The 21,838-nt window shown below is 54.2% G+C and carries 22 protein-coding genes; 3 read left to right on the top strand and 19 right to left on the bottom strand.

Translation table 11 applies throughout. The features are described 5' to 3' along the window. Positions 1–174: 174 nt before the first annotated feature. From E6P06_RS19700 to pdxB, 10 genes are all read right to left on the bottom strand, one after another. The gene (locus E6P06_RS19700) at positions 175–744 is read right to left on the bottom strand and encodes a UbiX family flavin prenyltransferase (RefSeq protein WP_003028125.1); all 570 of its coding nucleotides are present in this window, start codon (positions 742–744) and stop codon (positions 175–177) included. Positions 745–840: 96 nt separating this feature from the next. Next, positions 841–2,358, bottom strand: coding sequence for an amidophosphoribosyltransferase (gene purF / locus E6P06_RS19705; RefSeq protein ID WP_003028127.1), 1,518 nt, complete (start codon positions 2,356–2,358; stop codon positions 841–843). A gap of 33 nt (positions 2,359–2,391) precedes the next feature. Continuing rightward, on the bottom strand, positions 2,392–2,880 hold the full coding sequence (cvpA, locus tag E6P06_RS19710) for a colicin V production protein (protein WP_003028129.1): 489 nt from the start codon (positions 2,878–2,880) through the stop codon (positions 2,392–2,394). Positions 2,881–3,100: 220 nt separating this feature from the next. After that, on the bottom strand, positions 3,101–3,763 hold the full coding sequence (gene dedD, locus E6P06_RS19715) for a cell division protein DedD (RefSeq protein WP_139935602.1): 663 nt from the start codon (positions 3,761–3,763) through the stop codon (positions 3,101–3,103). After that, a complete protein-coding gene (folC, locus tag E6P06_RS19720; RefSeq protein ID WP_139935603.1) occupies positions 3,753–5,021 on the bottom strand; it encodes a bifunctional tetrahydrofolate synthase/dihydrofolate synthase in 1,269 nt (422 codons plus the stop codon). The genes dedD and folC overlap by 11 nt, the downstream gene beginning before the upstream one ends. Before the next feature lie 192 nt (positions 5,022–5,213). Continuing rightward, positions 5,214–6,128, bottom strand: coding sequence for an acetyl-CoA carboxylase, carboxyltransferase subunit beta (gene accD, locus E6P06_RS19725; protein ID WP_003839317.1), 915 nt, complete (start codon positions 6,126–6,128; stop codon positions 5,214–5,216). Positions 6,129–6,277: 149 nt separating this feature from the next. Continuing rightward, positions 6,278–6,937 (bottom strand): DedA family protein, encoded by a 660-nt coding sequence (locus tag E6P06_RS19730; RefSeq protein WP_003028140.1) that lies wholly within the window; start codon positions 6,935–6,937, stop codon positions 6,278–6,280. Positions 6,938–6,961: 24 nt separating this feature from the next. Beyond that, a complete protein-coding gene (gene truA / locus E6P06_RS19735) occupies positions 6,962–7,774 on the bottom strand; it encodes a tRNA pseudouridine(38-40) synthase TruA (protein WP_003028142.1) in 813 nt (270 codons plus the stop codon). Then, positions 7,774–8,787 carry an aspartate-semialdehyde dehydrogenase gene (locus E6P06_RS19740; RefSeq protein ID WP_003028144.1) on the bottom strand — a complete coding sequence of 338 codons (1,014 nt, stop codon included), beginning with the start codon at positions 8,785–8,787 and terminating at the stop codon, positions 7,774–7,776. Before E6P06_RS19740 ends, truA begins: the two co-directional genes overlap by 1 nt. A 68-nt stretch (positions 8,788–8,855) precedes the next feature. Further along, positions 8,856–9,992 carry a 4-phosphoerythronate dehydrogenase PdxB gene (pdxB, locus tag E6P06_RS19745; protein WP_048217302.1) on the bottom strand — a complete coding sequence of 379 codons (1,137 nt, stop codon included), beginning with the start codon at positions 9,990–9,992 and terminating at the stop codon, positions 8,856–8,858. A 108-nt stretch (positions 9,993–10,100) separates the two neighbouring features. On the opposite strand from pdxB, the gene flk reads away from it, so the two are divergent. After that, a complete protein-coding gene (flk, locus tag E6P06_RS19750) occupies positions 10,101–11,102 on the top strand; it encodes a flagella biosynthesis regulator Flk (RefSeq protein ID WP_003845068.1) in 1,002 nt (333 codons plus the stop codon). Here flk and E6P06_RS19755 read toward each other — a convergent pair. Then, positions 11,099–12,277 (bottom strand): MFS transporter, encoded by a 1,179-nt coding sequence (locus E6P06_RS19755; protein ID WP_003028149.1) that lies wholly within the window; start codon positions 12,275–12,277, stop codon positions 11,099–11,101. The two genes, flk and E6P06_RS19755, sit on opposite strands and share 4 nt — an antisense overlap. A gap of 213 nt (positions 12,278–12,490) precedes the next feature. Beyond that, positions 12,491–13,705 (bottom strand): beta-ketoacyl-ACP synthase I, encoded by a 1,215-nt coding sequence (gene fabB / locus E6P06_RS19760; protein WP_003834815.1) that lies wholly within the window; start codon positions 13,703–13,705, stop codon positions 12,491–12,493. A gap of 159 nt (positions 13,706–13,864) precedes the next feature. Here fabB and mnmC point away from each other — a divergent pair, with 159 nt between their 5' ends. Next, positions 13,865–15,865 carry a bifunctional tRNA (5-methylaminomethyl-2-thiouridine)(34)-methyltransferase MnmD/FAD-dependent 5-carboxymethylaminomethyl-2-thiouridine(34) oxidoreductase MnmC gene (gene mnmC / locus E6P06_RS19765; RefSeq protein ID WP_168199051.1) on the top strand — a complete coding sequence of 667 codons (2,001 nt, stop codon included), beginning with the start codon at positions 13,865–13,867 and terminating at the stop codon, positions 15,863–15,865. A 114-nt stretch (positions 15,866–15,979) separates the two neighbouring features. On the opposite strand, the gene E6P06_RS19770 is transcribed toward mnmC, so the two are convergent. From E6P06_RS19770 to prmB, 6 genes are read right to left on the bottom strand one after another with little or no spacing between them, the layout of a single operon-like run. Continuing rightward, positions 15,980–16,255 (bottom strand): YfcL family protein, encoded by a 276-nt coding sequence (locus tag E6P06_RS19770; protein WP_003028163.1) that lies wholly within the window; start codon positions 16,253–16,255, stop codon positions 15,980–15,982. Positions 16,256–16,287: 32 nt separating this feature from the next. Further along, positions 16,288–16,836: an elongation factor P hydroxylase gene (locus tag E6P06_RS19775; RefSeq protein WP_003834819.1), complete on the bottom strand. Its 549-nt coding sequence runs from the start codon at positions 16,834–16,836 to the stop codon at positions 16,288–16,290. Beyond that, the gene (locus E6P06_RS19780; RefSeq protein ID WP_003028167.1) at positions 16,836–17,645 is read right to left on the bottom strand and encodes a sulfite exporter TauE/SafE family protein; all 810 of its coding nucleotides are present in this window, start codon (positions 17,643–17,645) and stop codon (positions 16,836–16,838) included. The genes E6P06_RS19775 and E6P06_RS19780 overlap by 1 nt, the downstream gene beginning before the upstream one ends. Next, on the bottom strand, positions 17,645–18,469 hold the full coding sequence (mepA, locus tag E6P06_RS19785) for a penicillin-insensitive murein endopeptidase (protein ID WP_139935605.1): 825 nt from the start codon (positions 18,467–18,469) through the stop codon (positions 17,645–17,647). The genes E6P06_RS19780 and mepA overlap by 1 nt, the downstream gene beginning before the upstream one ends. A gap of 3 nt (positions 18,470–18,472) precedes the next feature. Beyond that, positions 18,473–19,558 carry a chorismate synthase gene (aroC, locus tag E6P06_RS19790; protein ID WP_060854751.1) on the bottom strand — a complete coding sequence of 362 codons (1,086 nt, stop codon included), beginning with the start codon at positions 19,556–19,558 and terminating at the stop codon, positions 18,473–18,475. A gap of 39 nt (positions 19,559–19,597) precedes the next feature. After that, a complete protein-coding gene (prmB, locus tag E6P06_RS19795) occupies positions 19,598–20,530 on the bottom strand; it encodes a 50S ribosomal protein L3 N(5)-glutamine methyltransferase (RefSeq protein ID WP_003028173.1) in 933 nt (310 codons plus the stop codon). A gap of 166 nt (positions 20,531–20,696) precedes the next feature. Here prmB and smrB point away from each other — a divergent pair, with 166 nt between their 5' ends. Continuing rightward, positions 20,697–21,248 carry an endonuclease SmrB gene (smrB, locus tag E6P06_RS19800; protein ID WP_003839296.1) on the top strand — a complete coding sequence of 184 codons (552 nt, stop codon included), beginning with the start codon at positions 20,697–20,699 and terminating at the stop codon, positions 21,246–21,248. An 80-nt stretch (positions 21,249–21,328) separates the two neighbouring features. Here the strand turns inward: smrB and sixA are convergent, their stop codons facing one another. After that, complete coding sequence (sixA, locus tag E6P06_RS19805; protein WP_003028179.1) at positions 21,329–21,814, bottom strand: phosphohistidine phosphatase SixA; 486 nt, start codon at positions 21,812–21,814, stop codon at positions 21,329–21,331. Positions 21,815–21,838: the final 24 nt, after the last annotated feature.

The following is a 21,838-nucleotide window of genomic DNA, read 5'->3' on the forward strand; positions in this document are numbered from 1 at the left end:
AATATGTTAATAAAACGTTGCAATAATGTCCTGATTTTGAAGATAGCAGGTCTGACGGTCGAACCGCAGCGTTTCGTTGAGTTTTAACGAATTAAATGTTGAGGATATGATCGCGGTTACAAAATTGCCCTGAAACAGGGCAACGGATATTTCTTTGCACGCTGATGGAACGGCTTACGCCCCTTGCCAGCGGGTGAACAGGTCCTGCGGAAGGGTAATATCAAACTGGTCAAGCACGCGATTAACCGTTTGATTAATCACATCATCGAGCGTTTGTGGACGATGATAGAACGCCGGGACTGGTGGCATAATCACTGCGCCAATTTCTGCCGCCTGGGTCATGAGGCGCAGATGCCCCAGATGCAGCGGCGTTTCGCGTACACACAGCACCAGCGGACGACGTTCTTTCAACACCACATCTGCCGCACGGGTAAGCAACCCATCGGTGTAACTGTGGACAATGCCGGAAAGGGTTTTGATTGAACACGGCAGGATAACCATGCCGGCGGTCTGAAAAGAGCCGGAGGAGATACTGGCGGCGATATCGCGCGTATCATGATTCACATTTGCCAGCGCCTGCACGTCGCGCACAGAGAGGTCCGTTTCCAGTGCCAGCGTCTGCCGGGCAGCGGCACTCATCACCAGATGGGTTTCCACATCGGTAACGTCACGCAAAACCTGCAGCAGGCGCACGCCGTAAATTGCCCCGCTTGCGCCAGAAATACCAATGATGAGTCGTTTCATGTGTAATAGCCCTTACTTGCTCAGGGCCGACTTTGCAGGAAATTACGGTGAGTTGCAAGCAAGGGTGCAGGTTGCGCCCTTGCTTGCGAGCAAACATTAACCTTCGTTGTGCATTTCAAGGTTTTCCGCTTCGTTCTGACGCAATACCGCTTTAGCATCATCATTACGCAGGGAGTCGAGGAAATCGAGATATTGCTGGTCGACGTCTTTGGTGACGTACACACCGTTAAACACTGAACATTCAAACTGCTGAATATCCGGATTCTCAGCACGGACAGCTTCAATCAGATCGTTCAGGTCCTGGAAGATCAGACCATCTGCGCCGATTATCTGGCGAATCTCGTCCACTTCACGACCATGCGCAATCAGCTCCGTCGCCGTAGGCATATCGATGCCATAAACGTTCGGGAAGCGAATTTCCGGGGCGGCAGAGGCCAGATACACCTTCTTCGCTCCGGCTTCACGCGCCATCTCGATAATCTGTTCTGAAGTGGTGCCGCGCACGATGGAGTCATCCACCAGCAGCACGTTTTTATCACGGAATTCCGCACGGTTAGCGTTCAGCTTACGGCGCACTGATTTACGGCGCAGCTGCTGGCCCGGCATGATAAAGGTGCGTCCCACATAGCGGTTTTTCACAAACCCCTGACGGTACGGCTTACCGAGAATGCGGGCAATTTCCAGCGCGATATCGCAGGAGGTTTCCGGGATTGGGATTACTACGTCGATGTCCAGATCTTCCCACTCACGGGCAATTTTTTCGCCAAGCTTAGTCCCCATATTCACACGGGCGCTGTAGACGGAAATCTTGTCGATAAAGGAGTCAGGACGAGCGAAGTATACGTATTCAAACAGACACGGATTGCTCACCGGGTTATCAGCACACTGACGGGTAAACAGCTGGCCTTTTTCGGTGATATACACCGCTTCGCCAGGAGCTACGTCGCGCAGGAATTCAAAGCCCAACGTGTCCAGCGCTACGCTCTCAGACGCCACCATGTACTCGGTACGGCCATCGCCAATATCGCGTTTGCCCATTACCAGTGGACGGATACCGTTAGGGTCGCGGAAGGCAACCATACCGTGACCGATAATCATCGCCACGCAGGCATAGGCGCCGCGAATCTGGCGGTTGGTAGCCGCAATGGCAGCAAAAATATTGTCGGCCTCCAGCGGGTAATGGCGGAAGTTATCCAGCTCGCTGGCGAAAATATTCAGCAGAATTTCAGAATCTGAAGTGGTATTGATGTGGCGGCGCTTTTCTTCAAACAGCTTTTTACGCAACTCATGCGCGTTGGTCAGGTTGCCATTGTGGGCAAGAGTGATGCCATACGGTGAGTTGACGTAAAAAGGTTGAGCTTCGGAGGCGCTGGAGCTGCCAGCCGTTGGGTAACGCACATGACCGATGCCCATATTGCCCTGCAAACGCTGCATATGGCGCGCTTCAAAAATATCGCTCACCATTCCGTTTGCTTTACGCAAGCGGAAGCAGTTGTTGGCATCAATGGTGATGATGCCCGCAGCATCCTGACCACGATGCTGGAGCACCGTTAACGCGTCATAAATCGACTGGTTTACCGGCATAACACCGGCGATACCGACAATACCGCACATACGTCTTTTCCTCGTTCAGCAACGACCCAAAGTTTATACTTTGGGCAAGAAACTTGACGAGCTTTGCAGATAGTCAAAGAACCATCTGATGATGAAACTGAACTGCGGAATCAGCTGCGACTTACCCCAGTCTTCACTTTTCGACAGACCGGTAAAGGTATCGAGAAAGAACAGTATGGCGGCAACGATCAACGCTCCACGCAAAGCACCGAAGCAGATCCCCAACACCCTGTCGGTACCCGACAGTCCTGTTTTCTCTACCAGTTGGCCTATCACAAAGTTAACGATAGCGCCGACGATAAGTGTCGCGATGAACAGTATCGCGATAGCAATCCCATTTCGAACCAGTTCGTCTTCAAAGCCCGTAAACCAGACAGACAGGTAAGTGTAGTAATGGCTGGCGACAAAGAAAGCACAACCCCAAGTCACCAACGATAATGCTTCACGAACAAAGCCACGGATCAGGCTAACCAGACAGGAAAAACCAATCACCGCGATAATGGCGTAATCAATCCAGACCATATGTGTCCCACGATTTTACGCCCTGTCGTCCTGTTCGGGGCGCATTCTAACAGAAAAAGAAAACGTTTGCGTAGGGATTTCCTTTCCACGCGTAAATAAAAATGGCGCTGAAAAAATCTTCAACGCCATACCGTTTTATGCCTCTTCGGGCACTACCGGATAGCGGTGAAAACACCGTATCTGGCCTGAATCAGAGCTGCGCCGTAAACAGCGCAATCCCTTAATTAGGGGTGTACCCCATCACGACGCCACTCAGACCAGAGATCTTCTGCAGCTCGCCCAGCGAGTTCTTTAGCTTATCTTTGGAGGCGTCCGGCCCGACGAGAATGCGGGTTATTTTACCCTGCACCGGCGTTGACGGGGAAGTATATACCCGGAAGCCCGCGCCACGAAGTTTACCCACGATCTCATTGACCTTATCCGCATTTTTCAGTGCACCGAGCTGTACAACGTACGCTTTGCCGGTTGGGGCTGGCGCTTCTTCAGCGACCGGTTTCGGCGCAGGCGTCGGTGCCGGCGTCGGAGCAACGGCAACAGGCTGCGGTTTCGGTTTAGGTTTCGGTGGTTCCACAGGCGCAGGGACAGGATCTAATTCCACGCTGTTTGCCGTCGTCAAACGTGACGGATCCAACGATGGCGCGGCAGCATCACCCGCACGCACCTCTTCTGCCGCCCCTTCCGGCGGCTGAGTCGGCAGCGCCTGCGTTGCTGCAGGCATCATGTCTGGTTCATCGCGATCACCGGGTTTAGGCACCAGTGGGATCGCTGCAAATTCATCCTGATAATGCTTTTTCTGCCCGTCAAGCAGCCCGGGAAGCACAATTACCCCGAGCGCGACTAGCACAATTGTGCCGACTAATCGATTCTGAAACTTACTCGCCACCGCTTCTCCCCACGTCTATTACTTCCATGACATGTGCGACAGTGTGAAAGGATCCACACACCAACACGGTATCTTCTGGCTTCGCCTCAGCAAGTGCTGCAGACCATGCCTGCGCCACGCTGTCATAAGCGTTGCCTTTGCCCAGGTGCTCCAGCAGTTGTTCTGCCGTTGCGCCACGCGGCCCTTCCAGGGGCGCACAGTACCAGATGTCAACCACGCTTTTTAACCAGGCTAACGTACCGGCAATATCTTTATCATGTAGCATACCGATAACCGCAAGTACACGCCCGCTTTTCACTAACTTTTTCAGACGTCCGGTCAGATACTCTGCCGCATGCGGGTTATGGGCAACATCGAAAATCACTCGCGGCGACTCGCTCACAATCTGGAAGCGCCCCGGTAAAATCGCGCGTTCGATGCCGTCACGAATCGCCTGCTCGCTAACGTTCAGCCCGCTTGCGCGCAGCGCGGCCAGCGCGGTAGCAGCATTAGGTTGTGGCACCTGCGGCAACGGCAAATGCGCCAACGTTCCATAAGCATCCGTAAACGACCAGTCGTTCTCAGTGACCGCATAGCGCCAGTCCACTCCGCAGCGTTGCAAAATCGCCCCGCACTCTTGCGCGACATCCGCGATGGTGTAAGGCATTTCAGGCTCGCCGACGATAGCCGGTTTCTCTGCACGGAAAATGCCCGCCTTCTCACGACCAATACTTTCGCGATCCGGGCCCAGCCAGTCAGTATGATCAAGCGCAATACTGGTGACTACAGCGACATCGGCATCGACGATATTGGTGGCGTCAAGGCGGCCGCCTAATCCCACTTCCAGAATAACAACATCCAGTTGGGCCTGTTTAAACAGCCAGAGTGCCGATAACGTACCGTATTCAAAGTAAGTCAGGGAAATATCACCACGAGCGTCTTCAATCTCAGCAAACGAGGCGGTATGGGCTGATTCCGGCAGTTCCCCCCCCTGCACGCGTACGCGTTCCGTGTAGCGCACCAGATGAGGCGAACTATATACCCCAACTTTATATCCTGCCGCAGCCAGCACAGATTCCAGCGTACGACAGGTCGTGCCTTTTCCGTTGGTTCCTGCCACCGTAAACACAAATGGCGCGGGTTTCAATACACCCAGTTTGCGCGCTACCTGGCTTACGCGTTCAAGGCCAAGATCGATGGTTTTACTGTGCAGGTTTTCCAGATAAGAAAGCCACGACGCCAGGGGCGACGCGGCTTGAGGAATACGTTTATTGTCCATGATGCCTGTAATTTTATTACGTAGATTAAAGCAAAAGGCAGCGCCAGTTGGCCCTGCCCTTTTTTACTCGTCGTCTTTCAAGCTGCAGGTGTGTTGGCTGCTCTCGCTCACCCGAATCACTTGCCCGTGCAAGCTCATCGGGGTTCACTCTCTTGCCGTCTTCCTGCAACTCGAAATCCATAGAGTAAGTTATCAGGCTTCTGATTCCTGATCGGGTACCGGAGATACCACCTCGCCTTCACGCGGCTCATCCGGATTCGGCGCAGGAAGATTCATCAGCTTCGCCAGGATGCTTGCCAGTTTCAGGCGCATTTCTGGACGGCGGACGATCATATCGATAGCGCCTTTTTCAATCAGGAACTCGCTGCGCTGGAATCCCGGCGGCAGTTTCTCACGTACGGTTTGCTCGATAACACGCGGACCCGCGAAGCCGATCAGTGCTTTCGGTTCTGCAATGTTGAGATCGCCCAGCATCGCGAAGCTTGCGGAAACACCACCCATTGTTGGGTCGGTCAGTACAGAAATATACGGTAAACCGCGTTCCTGCATTTTCGCCAGCGCAGCAGAGGTTTTTGCCATCTGCATCAGAGACATCAGCGCTTCCTGCATACGCGCCCCGCCAGAAGCGGAGAAGCAGATCAGCGGACAGTTGTCTTCCAGTGCCTGCTCAACGGCACGGACAAAACGCGCACCGACCACAGAGCCCATGGAGCCGCCCATAAACGCGAACTCGAATGCCGCAGCAACGACCGGCATACCATGCAGCGTGCCTTTCATCACCACCAGCGCATCTTTCTCGCCGGTTTCTTTCTGCGCAGAAGCCAGTCTGTCTTTGTATTTTTTGGAGTCACGAAACTTCAGCACGTCTTTCGGCTCAAGCTCGCTACCCAGTTCCACAAGAGAACCTTCATCTAACAGGCTATGCAGGCGATTGCGCGCCGACATGCGCATATGATGGTCACACTTCGGACAGACCTCAAGATTACGTTCCAGCTCAGCACGGTATAAAACCTGACCGCAGCTATCACACTTGGTCCACACCCCTTCAGGAATGCTTGCCTTGCGGGTGGGAGTAATGTTGCTTTTAATTCGTTCAATCCAGCTCATTGGTGACCTTTCTGCCTGAACCCTAGTCAGCTTTGTTATAAGGGGCGCATAATGCCATTTTTGCCCCTAACAGACCATGAATGTTGCACATTAAAACATAACAGCCCGAAACTTTGGATAAAAAAGTGGTCGAACCGCTGAGTTACTTTCTATTTTGCAGCCCGTGACGCAGCACGTTTATGGCGAATTACTTCAATCACCCCCGGCAATACGGAAAGGACGATAATCGCCACAATCAGTAATTTCAGGTTTTCCTGGACAATCGGCAGATCGCCGAACAGGTAGCCTGCGTAGGTGAACAACAATACCCACAGCAATGCACCTACGACGTTATACATCGCAAAGTGACGGTAGGACATATGTCCCATACCGGCAACAAACGGCGCAAATGTGCGCACGATAGGCACGAAACGCGCCAGGATAATCGTCTTACCGCCATGACGCTCGTAGAACGCATGGGTTTTATCCAGGTAGCTGCGACGGAAAATTTTGGAGTTCGGGTTACTGAAAAGTTTTTCCCCGAACAATCGGCCAATCGTGTAGTTCACTGCATCGCCCACAATCGCCGCCACAATCATCAGCGCCACCATCAGATGAACATTGAGATCATTGGTCGGCAGCGCAGAAAGCGCACCAGCAACAAACAGCAGCGAGTCTCCCGGCAGGAACGGCGTCACCACCAGCCCGGTTTCGCAGAACAGGATCAGAAACAGAATCGCGTATACCCAGATACCGTATTCCGCGACCAGCTCCGCCAGGTGCACATCAATGTGCAGGATAAAATCAATAAGAAAGTAAATCAGGTCCATAGTTATGCCTTTATACGACTCAAATTAGTCCGCCAGAAATAGCGGGCCCATAGGCGGTTTTGGCAGGTCGAACCGATCCGGGTAATCTACTGCAACCAGATACAGTCCTTCCGCTTTCGCCGTTGCCGCTGCCAGCGTTCTGTCCTTTGCCGCTAACAGTTCTGCTATCCAGCTCTCCGGCTGGTTGTTGGCGCCAACTTCCATCAGGCTGCCGACAATATTCCTGACCATATGATGTACAAAGGCATTCGCTTTAATATCCACCACCACATATGCACCGAAACGTTCAACGTTAATGTGCATCACGTTACGCCACGGTGTGCGCGACTGGCACTGTACCGCACGGAACGAGGTAAAATCATTTTCGCCAATCAGACACTGGGCTGCACGATGCATACGCTCAGCGTCCAGCGGTTCATAATAATGGGTTACCCCTTTACCCAAAACCGCAGGGCGCAACCGATGATTGTAGATGATGTAGCGATAACGGCGAGCCGTAGCGCTAAATCTGGCATGAAAATCATCAGGTACAGCTTTCACCCAGCGCACGGCGATGTCACCAGGTAAATTCGCATTTACCCCCAGTGTCCAGGCCGCATCTTTACGCTGGGCAGTGGTTTCAAAATGCACGACCTGCCCAGTGCCATGAACGCCCGCATCCGTGCGACCTGCACAAAAAACATTAATGCGTTCGTTCGCCACCTGAGAAAGCGCTTTTTCCAGTTTTTCCTGAACGCTACGCACTTCGTTCTGGCGCTGCCAGCCATAATATTTGCTGCCGTCATACTCAATGCCCAGCGCAATTTTATGGGTTGACGGCTGTTGCTGGTCAGACATTAGTACAGGTACTCCTGCACCAGTTTTTCCGCAATTTTCACCGCCATTAACGCGCCGCCAAAGCGTACGTTGTCTGCCACAGACCAGAACTGAACTTGCTCCGGCATACCGTAATCGTTATGCACGCAGCCAATAGAAAGGTGCGGAGTACCTGACGCGTCGCCAACCTGGGTAGGGAAGTCGGTCTCTTCCGACAACACCACATCTTCGCCGCGTGAAAACGCATCACGTGCTTCTTCCGCCGCCAACGGGCGCAGGGCTTCAAAATTCACCATCTGCGCATGGCCATAAAACACCGGGGACTGCACGATGCTGGCGGAGATCAGCAGGCCGTCATCCTGCATAATTTTGCGCACTTCATCAACAATACGACGCTCTTCACGCACGCTGCCTTCGCGATCGGGCAGCAGCGGCAGCATATTGAACGCCAGCTGACGACCAAAGAAATCATCTTCGTCAATCGGGATGCCGTTAAGCAATTTCGCGCTTTGTCCGGCCAGTGCGTCAACGGCTTTTTTGCCGTGAGCGGAAGCTGAAATAATATTGGTCACCGTAATCCGTGACAGCCCGCCGTCATCAATCAATGGTTTCAGCGCAGACAGCAACTGGCTTGTCAGGCTGTTTGGTACCGCAATCACATTGCGGTTACGGTAATCCGCCAGCACGAACGGGTTAACGTCCGGAACCACCAGCGGAACGTCTGGCTCAAGCGCGAACAGACCGCTGCTGTCAATCACCAGGCAACCCGCATTTGTTGCTTCTTCTACCCATGCGGCGGTGGCTTCAGTGCCCGCAACAAAAAATGCCAACTGTGCCTGCGTCCAGTCAAAGTCTGCAACGTCCTGCACTATGACCGATTTACCGTTAAAACGCAGATGCTCACCGGCGCTTTCATTACGCGCCAGCGCATAAATTTCACCGACCGGGAACTGGCGTTCAGCCAGCGTATCGAGCAGGGCTTCGCCTACGGCGCCCGTTGCGCCCAGAATGGCAATATTCCAGCCTTCAGACATGGTGATTTACTCCAAGAAATACGTAAGCGTCCCTGTCGCATTATTCGACAGGGAGCATTAAGAAGACATTAATGTGCCGGATGATGAACAGCGTTAAAACCCAGCTTACACAATAAGGCAGCAGCCGTTGCGTCGTCACACATCACATATAAAGACGACCACTCACGACGCTCAAGGTAATTTTTACGCAGTTTATCAAACTCACCCGGAATTCCAGCGACTTTACGCAGCGGCGCATCATCGCGGCGCACATCATACACTAAATGCACCAGCCTTTTCAGCGTTGGCTGATCTAACGGGCCATGCAGGGTGATACGACCAAATTCCGGCGCGGGTAACAGGGTACTGAGCGCAACGTGCTGCTCGTGACCAATAAACTTACTATAGGCCTCAAAGACCTGCGTGGTGCCACGCGCTTTTCCTTCGAGGGTATACCCGGCAATGTGCGCCGTGCCGATATCGGCTTTTTCCAGCAACGCCACATTGAGATCCGGCTCTCCTTCCCAGACATCCAGCACAACGCTCAGCGACTGACCGGCATTCAACCGGTTCAGCAATGCTGTATTGTCGATGACCGGCCCACGGCAGGCATTGATCAGAATAGTGCCCGGCTTCAGTCGGCTAATCAGCGCATCATCCGCCATGTGCAGCGTTTTGTAGGGTCCGTCTTTAAACAGTGGCGTATGGAAAGTCAGCACATCGGCTTGCTCTACCAGTTCGTCCAGCGAGCGGAAATCGCCCTCGTCACCGCGATCGGCTCGCGGTGGATCGCACAGCAGCGTGCGGATCCCCAGCGCTTCCAGACGCGCCTGCAAACGCCCACCCACGTTGCCCACACCCACAATGCCTACGGTACGATCGCGTAACGAAAACCCGTCACGCTCCGCCAGCATCAGCAACGCTGAAAAAACATATTCTACGACCGCTATCGCGTTACAACCGGGCGCGGCGGAAAAACCGATCCCAGCCTGCGCAAGCCAGGCGTCATCCACATGGTCTGTACCAGCGGTTGCCGTACCGACAAATTTAACCGGTTTTCCTCCAAGCAGTGATTCATTTACTTTCGTCACCGAGCGCACCATTAAAGCATCCGCATCATCCAGTTCAGCAACGGGAATCGGACGACCGGGAACCGCTTTGACCTCCCCCAAACGACTGAACAGTTCGCGGGCATAGGGCATATTTTCATCAACGAGGATTTTCACGTCTTTCGCACCTGTTTGAGAACGAGAGTTAACCGGGCAAGTGTGCCATAATCTCGCCGCCAGGCATACTGCGAGACCTGGTCAGCACAGATTTAAGGAACAGAGATGATGCAGCCCATTTCAGGTACGCCCGCACGCCCTCCCGGCGAAGGCCAAAATGCCCCTTCCGCTGCGGGTGAACAACCGTTATCCACGCAACAACGTACTGTGTTGGAACGACTAATTACCCGTTTGATTTCACTCACCCAGCAGCAAAGTGCTGAGGTGTGGGCCGGAATGAAGCACGATCTGGGCGTCAAAAGTGATACTCCGCTGCAGTCACGTCACTTTCCAGCCGCTGAGCAAAACCTTAACCAACGGCTGGGAGTTGCTCAGCAAAATCATGTTAATCGTCAGGTGCTTTCGCAGCTCACTGAATTACTGAGCCAGGGAAATAATCGCCAGGCGGTGAGTGATTTTATCCGTCAGCAGTATGGGCAAACGGCGCTCAGCCAGCTCACGCCTGAGCAGTTGAAAAACGTGCTCACGCTGCTGCAACAAGGGCAGCTGTCGATACCACAGCCGCAGCAGCGCCCGGCAACCGATCGCCCGTTGCTCCCCGCAGAGCACAATACGCTGAACCAGTTAGTTACTAAACTGGCGGCGGCCACGGGAGAATCCGGGAAGATGATCTGGCAGTCGATGCTGGAGTTGTCTGGCGTAAAAAGCGGTGAGCTGATCCCTGCCAAACAGTTTACGCACCTGGTCACCTGGCTGCAGGCGCGCCAGACGCTCAGCCTGCAAAGCGCCCCGACGCTACAAACGCTCCAGGCTGCGCTGAAGTTGCCATTAGAGCCGAATGAGCTGACAGCAATAAAAGAGTACGCGCAGCAGACGTATCAGATCCAACCACAATCGATTCTGACCACGGTGCAGGTGCAGGACTTGCTCAATCAAATTTTCCTGCGTCGCGTGGAACGAGAACGCGAGCTCAGCGATCCGCGTCATCTGCAGCCCATTTACAGCCCGTTCGCGCCGATGATTGAAACGGTTAAATCTCTGTCGGCACGACCGGGACTGTTGTTTGTTGCATTGATGATTGCGTTAGCCATTTTCTGGCTGGTCGCTTAACCTTTACGCAGCGTAAGCAACGTTACAATAATCCCCACCACGGCGGATATCGCCCCGGCAAGGAACACTGAGGGATAACCGTACGCGGTGGCCAGCACCCCGGCGACCGGCCCGCTTATGCCGTAGGAGATATCCTGAAATGCGGCGTAACCGCCAAGCGCCGTACCGCGAACCTGCGCGGGTACTCGCTTCACCACCTCGACGCCCAAGGCCGGGAAGATAAGCGAACACCCGGCCCCGGTTAATGCCGCTCCAAGCAGTGCAACCCAGGCTGTTGGGGCCTGCCACAGCAGAATCAGTCCTGCGGTTTCCACCAGCAAAGAGACAACGGCAACCTTCACGCCGCCGAACCGGTCCGGCATCCAGCCAAACAGAATGCGCATCAGCACAAACGCCCCGCCAAACGCGGTCAGGGTGAACCCCGCCATCGTCCAGCCGTTGCTGACAAAATAGAGTGAAATAAATGTACCGATCACCGCAAAGCCAACGCCCTGCAGCGCCAGGCCCAGGCCCGGTTTCCAGATAAGCCCTACCACGCTCCATAACGAAGGGCGTTCTCCTGCATGTGCAGGCACTTTACGCACGGTGCCGTTGAATACCCATGCCAGCAGCGGTAATACCATCGTGGTTCCCGCCAGCGCCGCGAAGCCAAAGTGGCTGTGGATCAGAAGTCCCAACGGTGCACCGGCGGCCAGCGCGCCGTAAATCGCCATTCCGTTCCATGACATCACCTTACCGGAGCGTGTTGGGCCGACCAGCCCCAGCCCCCAGGTCAGCGTTCCGGTGAGCAGTTGGCTTTCGCCAAAACCGAGGATCAAACGACCGACGATTAGCAACGCAAATTTTACGGGAACAGAAACGGGCAATAGCGCGGCTAACAGCCACGCCGCACCCGCCAGCCCACAGGCAAACATCCCCTGCAGCGCCGAGCGTTTGGCACCATATTGATCGGCTAACCGCCCGGCGTAGCCGCGTGTTAATACCGTCGCCAGAAACTGTACGCCGACGGCGATGCCGACCATGGTATTGCCATAGCCCAGTTCCTGGTGCACAAACAGAGGAATGACGGGCAAAGGTAAACCGACCGTCATATAGGTCAGGAAAACCGCAAAAGCGATGCGAAACAGCGAAAAGTTCGCCGAAGGTGTTTTTTCTTGTTGGGTTACAGCTGTCATGCGTTACTCCAAAATGCAGAGTAAGGCGAGGAATGCCCACGCCCCCTCTACCTGACTATCAGGATTAAGGTGCGTTGGATAACGTTAAACGCTTACGCATTATCAAGAGGATAATGTTGAAGCTGGAGTCTGCCTGTAAACCAGAGCGGTTGTCAACGATATAAAAAAGGGAGCCATCAGGCTCCCCTCTTGCATAATCTTTCAGTCTTACGCTTACAGCTTACGCATAACCAGCGTGGCGTTGGTGCCGCCAAAACCGAAGCTGTTGGACATTACGGTGGTCAGCGCCTGCTCGGTCGGTTTGGTCACGATGTTCAGACCTGCCGCCTGCTCGTCCAGCTCTTCAATGTTGATACTTGGCGCGATAAAACCGTGTTCCAGCATCAGCAGAGAGTAGATAGCTTCCTGAACGCCAGCCGCGCCCAGTGAGTGACCGGTCATCGCTTTGGTTGCGGAGATTGCCGGGCTGTTGTCGCCAAACACTTCACGAATCGCACCCAGCTCTTTCACGTCGCCTACCGGAGTAGAGGTACCGTGGGAGTTCAGGTAGTCGATCGGCGTGTCTACGCCGTGCATCGCCATCTGCATGCAACGTACTGCGCCTTCGCCAGACGGAGCAACCATGTCTGCGCCATCGGACGTTGCGCCGTAACCGACGATTTCCGCATAGATGTGCGCGCCACGTGCCAGAGCGTGTTCCAGCTCTTCGACCACGACCATACCGCCGCCGCCAGCAATAACGAAACCGTCACGGTGTGCGTCATAGGTACGGGAAGCTTTGGATGGATCGTCGTTATATTTGGTAGACAGCGCGCCCATGGCGTCGAATTCACACGCCATTTCCCAGCACAGCTCTTCGCCGCCGCCAGCGAAAACGATGTCTTGTTTGCCCAGCTGAATTTGTTCTACTGCGTTGCCGATACAGTGCGCAGATGTCGCACAGGCAGAGCTGATAGAGTAGTTTACGCCGTGGATTTTGAACGGCGTTGCGAGGCAGGCAGAAACGCCGGACGCCATCGCTTTGGTGACCACATACGGGCCAACCGCTTTCAGGCCACGCGGGCTACGCATTGCGTCAGCACCGAACACCTGAAAACGCGGGGAGCCGCCGCCGGAACCTGCAATCAGGCCAACGCGCGGGTTGTTCTGGTAATCTTCTGCTGCAAGGCCGGCATCAGCCACTGCCTGTTCCATAGAAAGGAATGCATAGATGGATGCGTCGCTCATGAAGCGCACTACTTTGCGGTCAATGAGGCCAGTGGTATCCAGTTTTACGTTGCCCCAAACGTGGCTACGCATGCCGGAGTCCTTCAGCTCCTGAGAGAAAGTGATCCCTGAACGTCCTTCACGCAGAGATGCCAGGACTTCCTGCTGGTTATTACCGATGCTGGAAACGATGCCCAAGCCAGTAATCACTGCACGTTTCATTCAATACCTCTGTAAGTCGCACTATTTTAAAGTTTCGAGTGGCACAATAGCGTACACTTGTACGCCGAACAAGTCCGATCAGCCATTTAATGTGGAAATTTGCGCAGCCAGGCACTCATCGCTAAGATCGGGGCACAGCCTGCCAGACGAGTAACTTACGTGAAACAATACGCTATACAACCTGCCAACCTTGAATTCAACGCTGAGGGTACACCTGTTTCCCGAGATTTTGACGATGTCTATTTTTCTAATGATAACGGGCTGGAAGAGACACGTTACGTCTTTCTCGGCGGGAATCATCTCGCCCAGCGATTCCCTGCACATTCACGTCCCCTCTTCGTAGTAGCAGAAAGTGGGTTTGGCACCGGACTTAACTTCCTGACACTCTGGCAGGCGTTTGCCGAATTCCGCGATACCCACCCTGACGCTACCCTGGAAAGATTACATTTCATCAGTTTTGAAAAATTTCCGCTGACGCGTGAAGATCTGACCTTAGCCCATCAGCACTGGCCAGAACTTGCCCCGTGGGCCACGGCGCTGCAAGAGCAATGGCCGCTGCCGCTGGCGGGATGCCATCGCCTGCTCCTTGATGAAGGACGCGTCACGCTGGATCTGTGGTTTGGCGATATTAACGAACTGACCAGCAAGCTGGATGACTCCCTGAATCAAAAAGTGGATGCCTGGTTTCTGGACGGTTTCGCGCCGGCAAAAAATCCGGATATGTGGACGCCAACGCTGTTTAACGCAATGGCCCGTCTGGCTCGCCCCGGCGGCACGCTGGCGACCTTCACCTCAGCAGGCTTTGTGCGACGGGGGTTGCAGGAAGCCGGATTTACGATGCAAAAGTGCAAAGGCTTTGGTCGCAAACGCGAAATGCTTTGTGGCGTCATGGATAAGACGCTGGCGCTCCCCTCCTCGGCACCCTGGTTTGCACGTACCGGAACAGATAAACGCGAAGCCGCCATTATTGGCGGGGGGATTGCCAGCGCATTGCTGTCGTTGGCGTTACTGCGCCGCGGCTGGCAGGTCACGCTCTATTGCGCCGACGATAACCCAGCCGGGGATGCATCCGGCAATCGCCAGGGCGCTCTTTATCCGCTACTGAGCAAACATGACGCGGCCATTAATCTCTTTTTCCCCACCGCGTTTACCTTCGCCCGCCGGCTGTATGACGCCCTCCCCGTTGAGTTCGCGCATGACTGGTGCGGCGTGACGCAACTGGCGTGGGATGAGAAAAGCCAGCAAAAAATCGACCAAATGTTGTCCCTTGAATTGCCCGATGCGCTCGCCGTCGGGGTTGACGCAGAGCAGGTTTTACAAACGACCGGCGTAAAAACCGGATGCGGCGGGATTCAGTACCCCGCCGGAGGATGGCTGTGTCCGGCACAGTTAACCGCCGCCGTATTCGACTATGCCGCAACGCTGGGATTACGCACCCGGTATCAACATACGCTGGCCTCACTGTCTCGACAGACAGAAAACTGGAAATTGGCGTTTGCCAGTGGAGCAACCGCCACTCACGCTGCGGTAGTTCTGGCTAACGGGCATCGCATTAACAGCGTTGAACAGACGCAGTCGCTACCGGTGTACTCTGTAGGCGGTCAGGTGAGTCACATTCCTACTACGCCTTCGCTTTCAGCGCTGCGTCAGGTGCTGTGCTATGACGGCTACCTCACGCCGCACAACCCGCAAAACCAGCAGCACTGCATTGGTGCCAGCTATCATCGCGGAAGTGAAGAAACGGTGTATCGTGCTGACGATCAGCAGCAAAACCGTCAGCGCTTAATAGATTGTTTCCCGAATGCCGCGTGGGCAAAAGAAGTAGACGTTAGTGGCAATGCCGCACGTTGTGGAGTGCGCTGCGCCACGCGCGATCACATGCCGATGGTCGGCAACGTCGCGGATTATGACGCCACGCTCAGCCAGTATGCCACTCTTGCCGAAGACAGAGAGCAAGCCATAAACGCCCCGGTTTATTCCGATTTATTTATGTTGGGTGCGCTGGGCTCGCGCGGGCTGTGTACTGCCCCGCTGTGTGCAGAAATTCTGGCATCGCAAATGAGCGATGAACCTATCCCTATGGATGCCAGCACGCTGGCTGCGCTGAATCCGAATCGTCTGTGGGTAAGGAAGTTATTGAAGGGTAAAGCGGTGAAATAAGATACCATCTCATCATTGCCTGATGGCGCTACGCTTATCAGGCCAACAATCCCCGTCCACGTAGGCCGGATAAGACGCCTTCGCGTCGCCATCCGGCACAATCCACTGCAATTATTATTGCGTTGCCTTTTGAAATAAAGTGTCCCACATCTCTTTCACTAACGCCTGGTCACGCGGCGAGAGTTCGCCTGCGCTGATGGCTTTTTCCAGGCTGCTGGTCACATTGGCGTACAATGCCTCAGCGGAATGGTCCTCGCCAGCATCCAACTCAGCCACAGCCAGCGTCAGGTGTCCACGCAAATAGCCACTGGCAAACAACTCATCATCGCTGGCGTGCTCTACCATATCGTCGATTAATGCCAGAATGCGTGATTCAAACTCCGCGATCATCTTCTTTCCTCATTGTAAACGTGGCAGCAGCTTCAGTTGAGCGCTTCGGGCCACGGGAATTGTTCCGCCGTAAGTTCAGGCGTGTGATAATAATTCTGTAACGCGTTAATAAAACGCGCCGGACGTTCAGGGATCCCCTTTTCCAGGTACTCCATTACCTGAGCATGAACACGGCGCTGGAATACCACGCGGTCTGGTTCAAAGTCCCCTTCGAGGTTGTCGCAACTGACGTTAAACGGGTACCCCGCCGCCATGCAAAACAACCAGTCAAACGCCTGCGGCTTCACTTCCACATCTTCAAACTGGCATTGTGTCTTCGCGTCGCGTCCGTCCGGGCAGTACCAGTAACCAAAATCGACCAGCTCACGACGGGCTTTACCGGCGATGCACCAGTGTGAAATTTCGTGTAACGCACTGGCGTAATAACCATGCGCAAAAACGATACGGTGATACGGTAATTCCGCATCCGCAGGAAGATAGATCGGTTCGTCGTCGCCTTTAATCAGACGGGTATTAAATTCATCGGCAAAGCAGCCGTTAAAAATCTCAATTAACTGTTCGTAGTGATGCGTATTATTCATTAGTTCATCCCCAGCCAGTGGAGAATCTCCTGTCCATGATTATCATAAAGTAGCTTGGCGCTCATCACGGCGGAGACAATAACGATCATTGGCCGAATGAGTTTTTGTCCTTTGCTGAGCACCAGTCGAGAGCCCATCCGTGCGCCAATAAACTGGCCAATGAGCATCACAAAACCTGTCGCCCAAATCACTTTGCCGCCGAGGGCAAACAACAACAACCCACCGATATTCGATGTGGCATTTAATACTTTGGCGTGGGCCGTCGATTTCGCCAGGTTGTATCCGCACAGCATGACAAAGGCCAGCGCGTAGAACGACCCTGCCGCCGGACCAAAAAAGCCATCGTAAAAACCGACGCAGCCTCCCGCCACCAGCGCGAAAGGTAAACCGTGCAATCGACGCTGTCGGTCCTCTTCCCCCACTTTCGGCATCAACAGAAAGTAAAGGCCAATACATATAACCAGAACCGGCAGGATCTGGCGCAGAACATCTGACTGCACGTGCTGAACCAATAGCGCCCCGCTCATTGATCCGACAAACGTCATGAAGATATTGAGCTTCTGATCCGCCAGATTAACCACGCCACGACGAATAAAATAGAGGGAGGAAGAGATAGATCCCCCACAGGCCTGCAACTTATTGGTCGCCAGCGCTTGCGCAGGTGGCATCCCGGCCGCCATCAATGCCGGGATGGTGAGTAGACCACCGCCTCCGGCCAGAGAATCAATAAAACCTGCCAGCATCGCCACAAAAAACAGCACACCTAGCAGCAGTGGCGACACCATAAACAGAGAGGCAAAATGATCCATTAGAGTACATGCTCGTCCAGTAGCACCTGGCAGGAAGGCGGCAACGGCGGCGGTGTCTTCTTCTCAGGCTTGGTGGTTCCAGGTTTTGGAGGTTCGAACCAGCTTTGCAGCTCTGCGCCACAGCCGTCACCCGGTGGCGGTAACGGTTGATCTTCACACTCAAGGCTGTCGGCAGGGCAACGTAACCGCACGTGCATATGCGCACGATGCTGGAACCATGGCCGCACTTTACGCAACCAGTCCCTGTCGGTCCCTGCATCCAGACAAAGTTGTTGCTTAATCGCCGGATTCACGAAAATACGCGTTACTTCATTATCTTTTGCAGCCAGCCTTACCAGGCTAAAAATCTCCGGTTTCCACAGTGATGGCACAACACGTTTGCCGTCCTGTGAGACCAGATCTAACGCCTGCGGCCGCAGCAGTTGCGACTGGGTCCAGCGCGTTTTCGGCAGTTGCAGGAAAATATCCACATCCAGTCCCGTCTGGTGGCTGGCGTGACCGCCATTGAATCGCCCACCGGCCGGCATACCCATATCACCGATTAACACCGTGCCCAGCCCCTGACTATTAGCTTGATTACTCAGACGCTGGATAAACCTCACCAGATCCGGATGGCCAAAGTAACGACGCTGATCGGTGCGCATCACCTGATAATGTTCTGACTGTACAGGCAGCGTATCTGCGCCAACAATACAGCCATTGGAAAACGCGCCGATAGACTGCGCGCTGCCCGCAACCGGATGGGTAATTTTCTGCCAGGGCGTCGCCGCCAGACAGGCGGTACTGGCAAACAGAGCCAGCGCCGCAAGTGCCGTTTTTTTCATCTCTTACCAGCGTGGAATATCGGTCTTCACGTCCGCATTTTGCGCCCGCTGACGCAGCAGGTGATCCATCAATACGATCGCCAGCATCGCCTCGGCGATCGGTACGGCGCGGATCCCAACGCACGGATCGTGACGACCTTTAGTGATCATTTCGACTTCTTCACCAAAGCGGTTAATGGTGCGCCCTGGAACGGTAATACTGGACGTCGGTTTCAGCGCCATATGAGCAATGATATGTTGCCCGCTGCTGATCCCACCCAGAATGCCGCCCGCATGGTTACTCTGGAAACCTTCTTTGGTGATTTCATCTCGGTTCTGGCTGCCACGCAGCGCAACAACGTCAAATCCGTCGCCAATCTCAACGCCCTTAACGGCGTTAATGCTCATCAGCGCATGGGCGATGTCGGCATCCAGGCGGTCGAATACAGGTTCGCCAAGACCCGCAGGCACACCGCTTGCAACAACGGTCACCTTCGCCCCGATGGAGTCGCCCTCTTTCTTCAGCCCGCGCATCAGTTCGTCCAGCGCTTCGAGTTTATCCGGGTCCGGACAAAAGAACGGGTTAAGTTCCACCTGGGACCAGTCTTTTATCTCCAGCGGAATATCACCCATCTGCGTCAGGCAACCGCGAATCTCAACGCCGAACTTTTCCGCCAGATATTTTTTGGCAATCGCTCCGGCCGCCACGCGCATCGCTGTTTCACGTGCGGATGAACGTCCGCCACCACGGTAGTCGCGCAGGCCATATTTCTGCTCATAGGTATAGTCGGCGTGTCCTGGACGAAAAACGTCCTTAATCGCGCCGTAATCCTGTGAACGCTGATCGGTATTTTCGATCAGCAGGCCAATGCTGGTGCCAGTGGTAACGCCCTCGAACACCCCGGAGAGGATTTTCACCTGATCCGGCTCACGACGCTGCGTAGTGTAGCGCGATGTGCCTGGACGCCGTCTGTCGAGATCGTGCTGCAGGTCAGCTTCTGTCAGAGAAATGCCCGGCGGAACACCATCGACAATACAACCGAGCGCCAGCCCGTGTGATTCGCCGAAAGTGGTTACGCGAAAGAGTTGCCCAATTGTGTTTCCTGCCATCACGGCTCCGTTATGAGTGTTGTGTATGTGCGCGTGTAATTAGTCTTTATAAATGCTGAAGTGCTCACGAGCAGCAACTAACTGCTCTTTGGTCAGCATGAATACGCCGTCACCGCCGTTGTCGAACTCCAGCCAGGTGAACGGTACATCCGGATATTGCTCTATCAGATGTACCATGCTGTTTCCGACTTCACAAATCAGAATACCGTTATCTGACAGGTAGTCTGGGGCGTTCCCCAGAATGCGGCGGGTAAGTTTCAGCCCATCACTGCCGGACGCCAGACCCAGCTCAGGTTCGTGACGATATTCGTTTGGCAGATCGGACATATCTTCCGCATCGACATACGGCGGGTTGGTCACAATCAGGTCATACTGGACTTTCAGCAGATCGCGGAACAGATCGGAACGGATCGGCGTGACGTGATGGATCAGGCCGTGTTCTTCAATATTGTGTTCGGTCACCGCCAGTGCGTCAGTGGAGATATCCACCGCATCAACTTCGGCTTCCGGGAAGGCATACGCGCAGGCAATGGCAATACAACCGCTGCCGGTACACATATCGAGGATATGCTGCGGCTGCTCATTAATAAGACCCGCAAAGCGGTTATTGATAAGCTCGCCAATCGGTGAACGCGGAACCAGCACGCGTTCATCAACATAAAACTCATGCCCGCAAAACCAGGCTTTGTTGGTCAGATAAGCAACCGGAATGCGCTCGTTGACGCGGCGAATCACGCGTTCAACAATACGATGACGCTCACTCGAGGTCAGACGCGCGGTACGCATGTCTTCCGGAATATCCAACGGCAAATAAAGTGACGGCAGCACCAGTTGTACGGCCTCGTCCCATGGGTTATCCGTGCCATGGCCATACCAGATGTTCGCCGCGCTAAAACGGCTGACCGCCCAACGCAACATGTCCTGAATGGTATGCAGTTCACTCACTGCTTCATCGACGAAAATTTTATCCACGTATTCCTCCAGGGCATGCTCGTATTAATTTCGGCGGCTAGTTTGCCACGAAGACGGCGATAAATCAGCATTCACACAGGGCCTGAGCGCGAAAATTGCGTTTTAAGCGATCGGATGCCCGCCGAGTCGGGTTAAACTAATGGAAAATAAAAGTTGAGACTCTCGAATGAAAAAGAAAACATCGCTCAGCGAGGAGGATCAGACGCTGTTTCGCCAGCTGATGACCGGCACGCGTAAAATTAAACAGGACACCATTGTTCACCGACCTCCACGTAAAAAAATTGCCGAGGTTCCGGTTAAAAGACTGCTACAGGAGCAGGCTGATGCCAGCCACTATTTCTCGGATGAGTTTCAGCCGCTGCTGAATACGGACGGCCCGGTAAGATACTTGCGTGCCGACGTCAGCCATTTTGAACTGAAGAAAATGCGCCGTGGCGATTACTCTCCGGAGCTGTTTCTCGATCTGCATGGGCTGACCCAGCAGCAGGCCAAACAAGAGTTAGGCGCGCTGATTGCCGCCTGTCGTCGTGAGCATGTATTTTGCGCCTGCGTGATGCATGGCCACGGAAAACATATTTTGAAACAGCAAACGCCGCTTTGGCTGGCCCAGCATCCGCACGTGATGGCTTTTCATCAGGCACCGAAAGAGTACGGTGGCGACGCCGCGCTGCTGGTGCTAATTGAAGTAGAAGAGTGGCTACCGCCCGAACTTCCGTGATGCAGAAAAACAGAAAGAGCCGCGTTTGCGGCTCTTTGCATTTTCGGATGACGGCTGCACCTTATCCGATACCAACCTTTTTAAATCGCTTTTGCCATTTTCAGGTTACACGGGCTCATCTGCCAGTTAAAAGTCCCCTTCCCGCTCTCATCAAGCGTTACGCTGGCAATCGCTGATGTGGTAAACATCGGCGGTGTTTCACCTGGGCAAAGCTCAGACACCAGATACCCCACTAAAGGCAAGTGAGAGATAACCAGTGCCGTGGCGATACCTTCATTGGCCAGAGCCTGTAAATAGGCACTGACCAGACCGACATCGCCGCAGGGAGTCAACTCCGGCAAAACATCCACACCGGTTGGCAGATTCATACATTCCCCCACCACATCCAGCGTTTGTTCGGCTCGTAGGAACGGGCTCACCAGAACACGTTCGATATCCACTTTTTGACCTTTCAGCCAGTTCGCCATCAGGCGAGATTCGTCACAACCACAGGAGGTTAAGGGACGAACCGAATCACTGGCGGCATCGAGGGCCGCGTCGCCGTGACGCATGATAAAAACTTGCATATTGCACCGCTTTTGTTAACCAGA

This window comes from Citrobacter sp. CF971, assembly GCF_006385635.1.
Taxonomy (GTDB): domain Bacteria; phylum Pseudomonadota; class Gammaproteobacteria; order Enterobacterales; family Enterobacteriaceae; genus Citrobacter; species Citrobacter freundii.

Coding starts and splice junctions, on each gene's coding strand:
- truA (WP_003028142.1), bottom strand. CDS start 7,774: ATGTCTGACCAGCAACAGCCGTCAACCCATAAAATTGCGCTGGGCATT.
- mepA (WP_139935605.1), bottom strand. CDS start 18,469: ATGAAAAAAACGGCACTTGCGGCGCTGGCTCTGTTTGCCAGTACCGCC.
- aroC (WP_060854751.1), bottom strand. CDS start 19,558: ATGGCAGGAAACACAATTGGGCAACTCTTTCGCGTAACCACTTTCGGC.
- flk (WP_003845068.1), top strand. CDS start 10,101: ATGCAGCCCATTTCAGGTACGCCCGCACGCCCTCCCGGCGAAGGCCAA.
- smrB (WP_003839296.1), top strand. CDS start 20,697: ATGAAAAAGAAAACATCGCTCAGCGAGGAGGATCAGACGCTGTTTCGC.
- folC (WP_139935603.1), bottom strand. CDS start 5,021: ATGGACAATAAACGTATTCCTCAAGCCGCGTCGCCCCTGGCGTCGTGG.
- E6P06_RS19740 (WP_003028144.1), bottom strand. CDS start 8,787: ATGTCTGAAGGCTGGAATATTGCCATTCTGGGCGCAACGGGCGCCGTA.
- purF (WP_003028127.1), bottom strand. CDS start 2,358: ATGTGCGGTATTGTCGGTATCGCCGGTGTTATGCCGGTAAACCAGTCG.
- cvpA (WP_003028129.1), bottom strand. CDS start 2,880: ATGGTCTGGATTGATTACGCCATTATCGCGGTGATTGGTTTTTCCTGT.
- E6P06_RS19755 (WP_003028149.1), bottom strand. CDS start 12,277: ATGACAGCTGTAACCCAACAAGAAAAAACACCTTCGGCGAACTTTTCG.
- E6P06_RS19780 (WP_003028167.1), bottom strand. CDS start 17,645: ATGGATCATTTTGCCTCTCTGTTTATGGTGTCGCCACTGCTGCTAGGT.
- E6P06_RS19730 (WP_003028140.1), bottom strand. CDS start 6,937: ATGGACCTGATTTACTTTCTTATTGATTTTATCCTGCACATTGATGTG.
- fabB (WP_003834815.1), bottom strand. CDS start 13,705: ATGAAACGTGCAGTGATTACTGGCTTGGGCATCGTTTCCAGCATCGGT.
- accD (WP_003839317.1), bottom strand. CDS start 6,128: ATGAGCTGGATTGAACGAATTAAAAGCAACATTACTCCCACCCGCAAG.
- E6P06_RS19700 (WP_003028125.1), bottom strand. CDS start 744: ATGAAACGACTCATCATTGGTATTTCTGGCGCAAGCGGGGCAATTTAC.
- E6P06_RS19775 (WP_003834819.1), bottom strand. CDS start 16,836: ATGAATAATACGCATCACTACGAACAGTTAATTGAGATTTTTAACGGC.
- E6P06_RS19770 (WP_003028163.1), bottom strand. CDS start 16,255: ATGATCGCGGAGTTTGAATCACGCATTCTGGCATTAATCGACGATATG.
- sixA (WP_003028179.1), bottom strand. CDS start 21,814: ATGCAAGTTTTTATCATGCGTCACGGCGACGCGGCCCTCGATGCCGCC.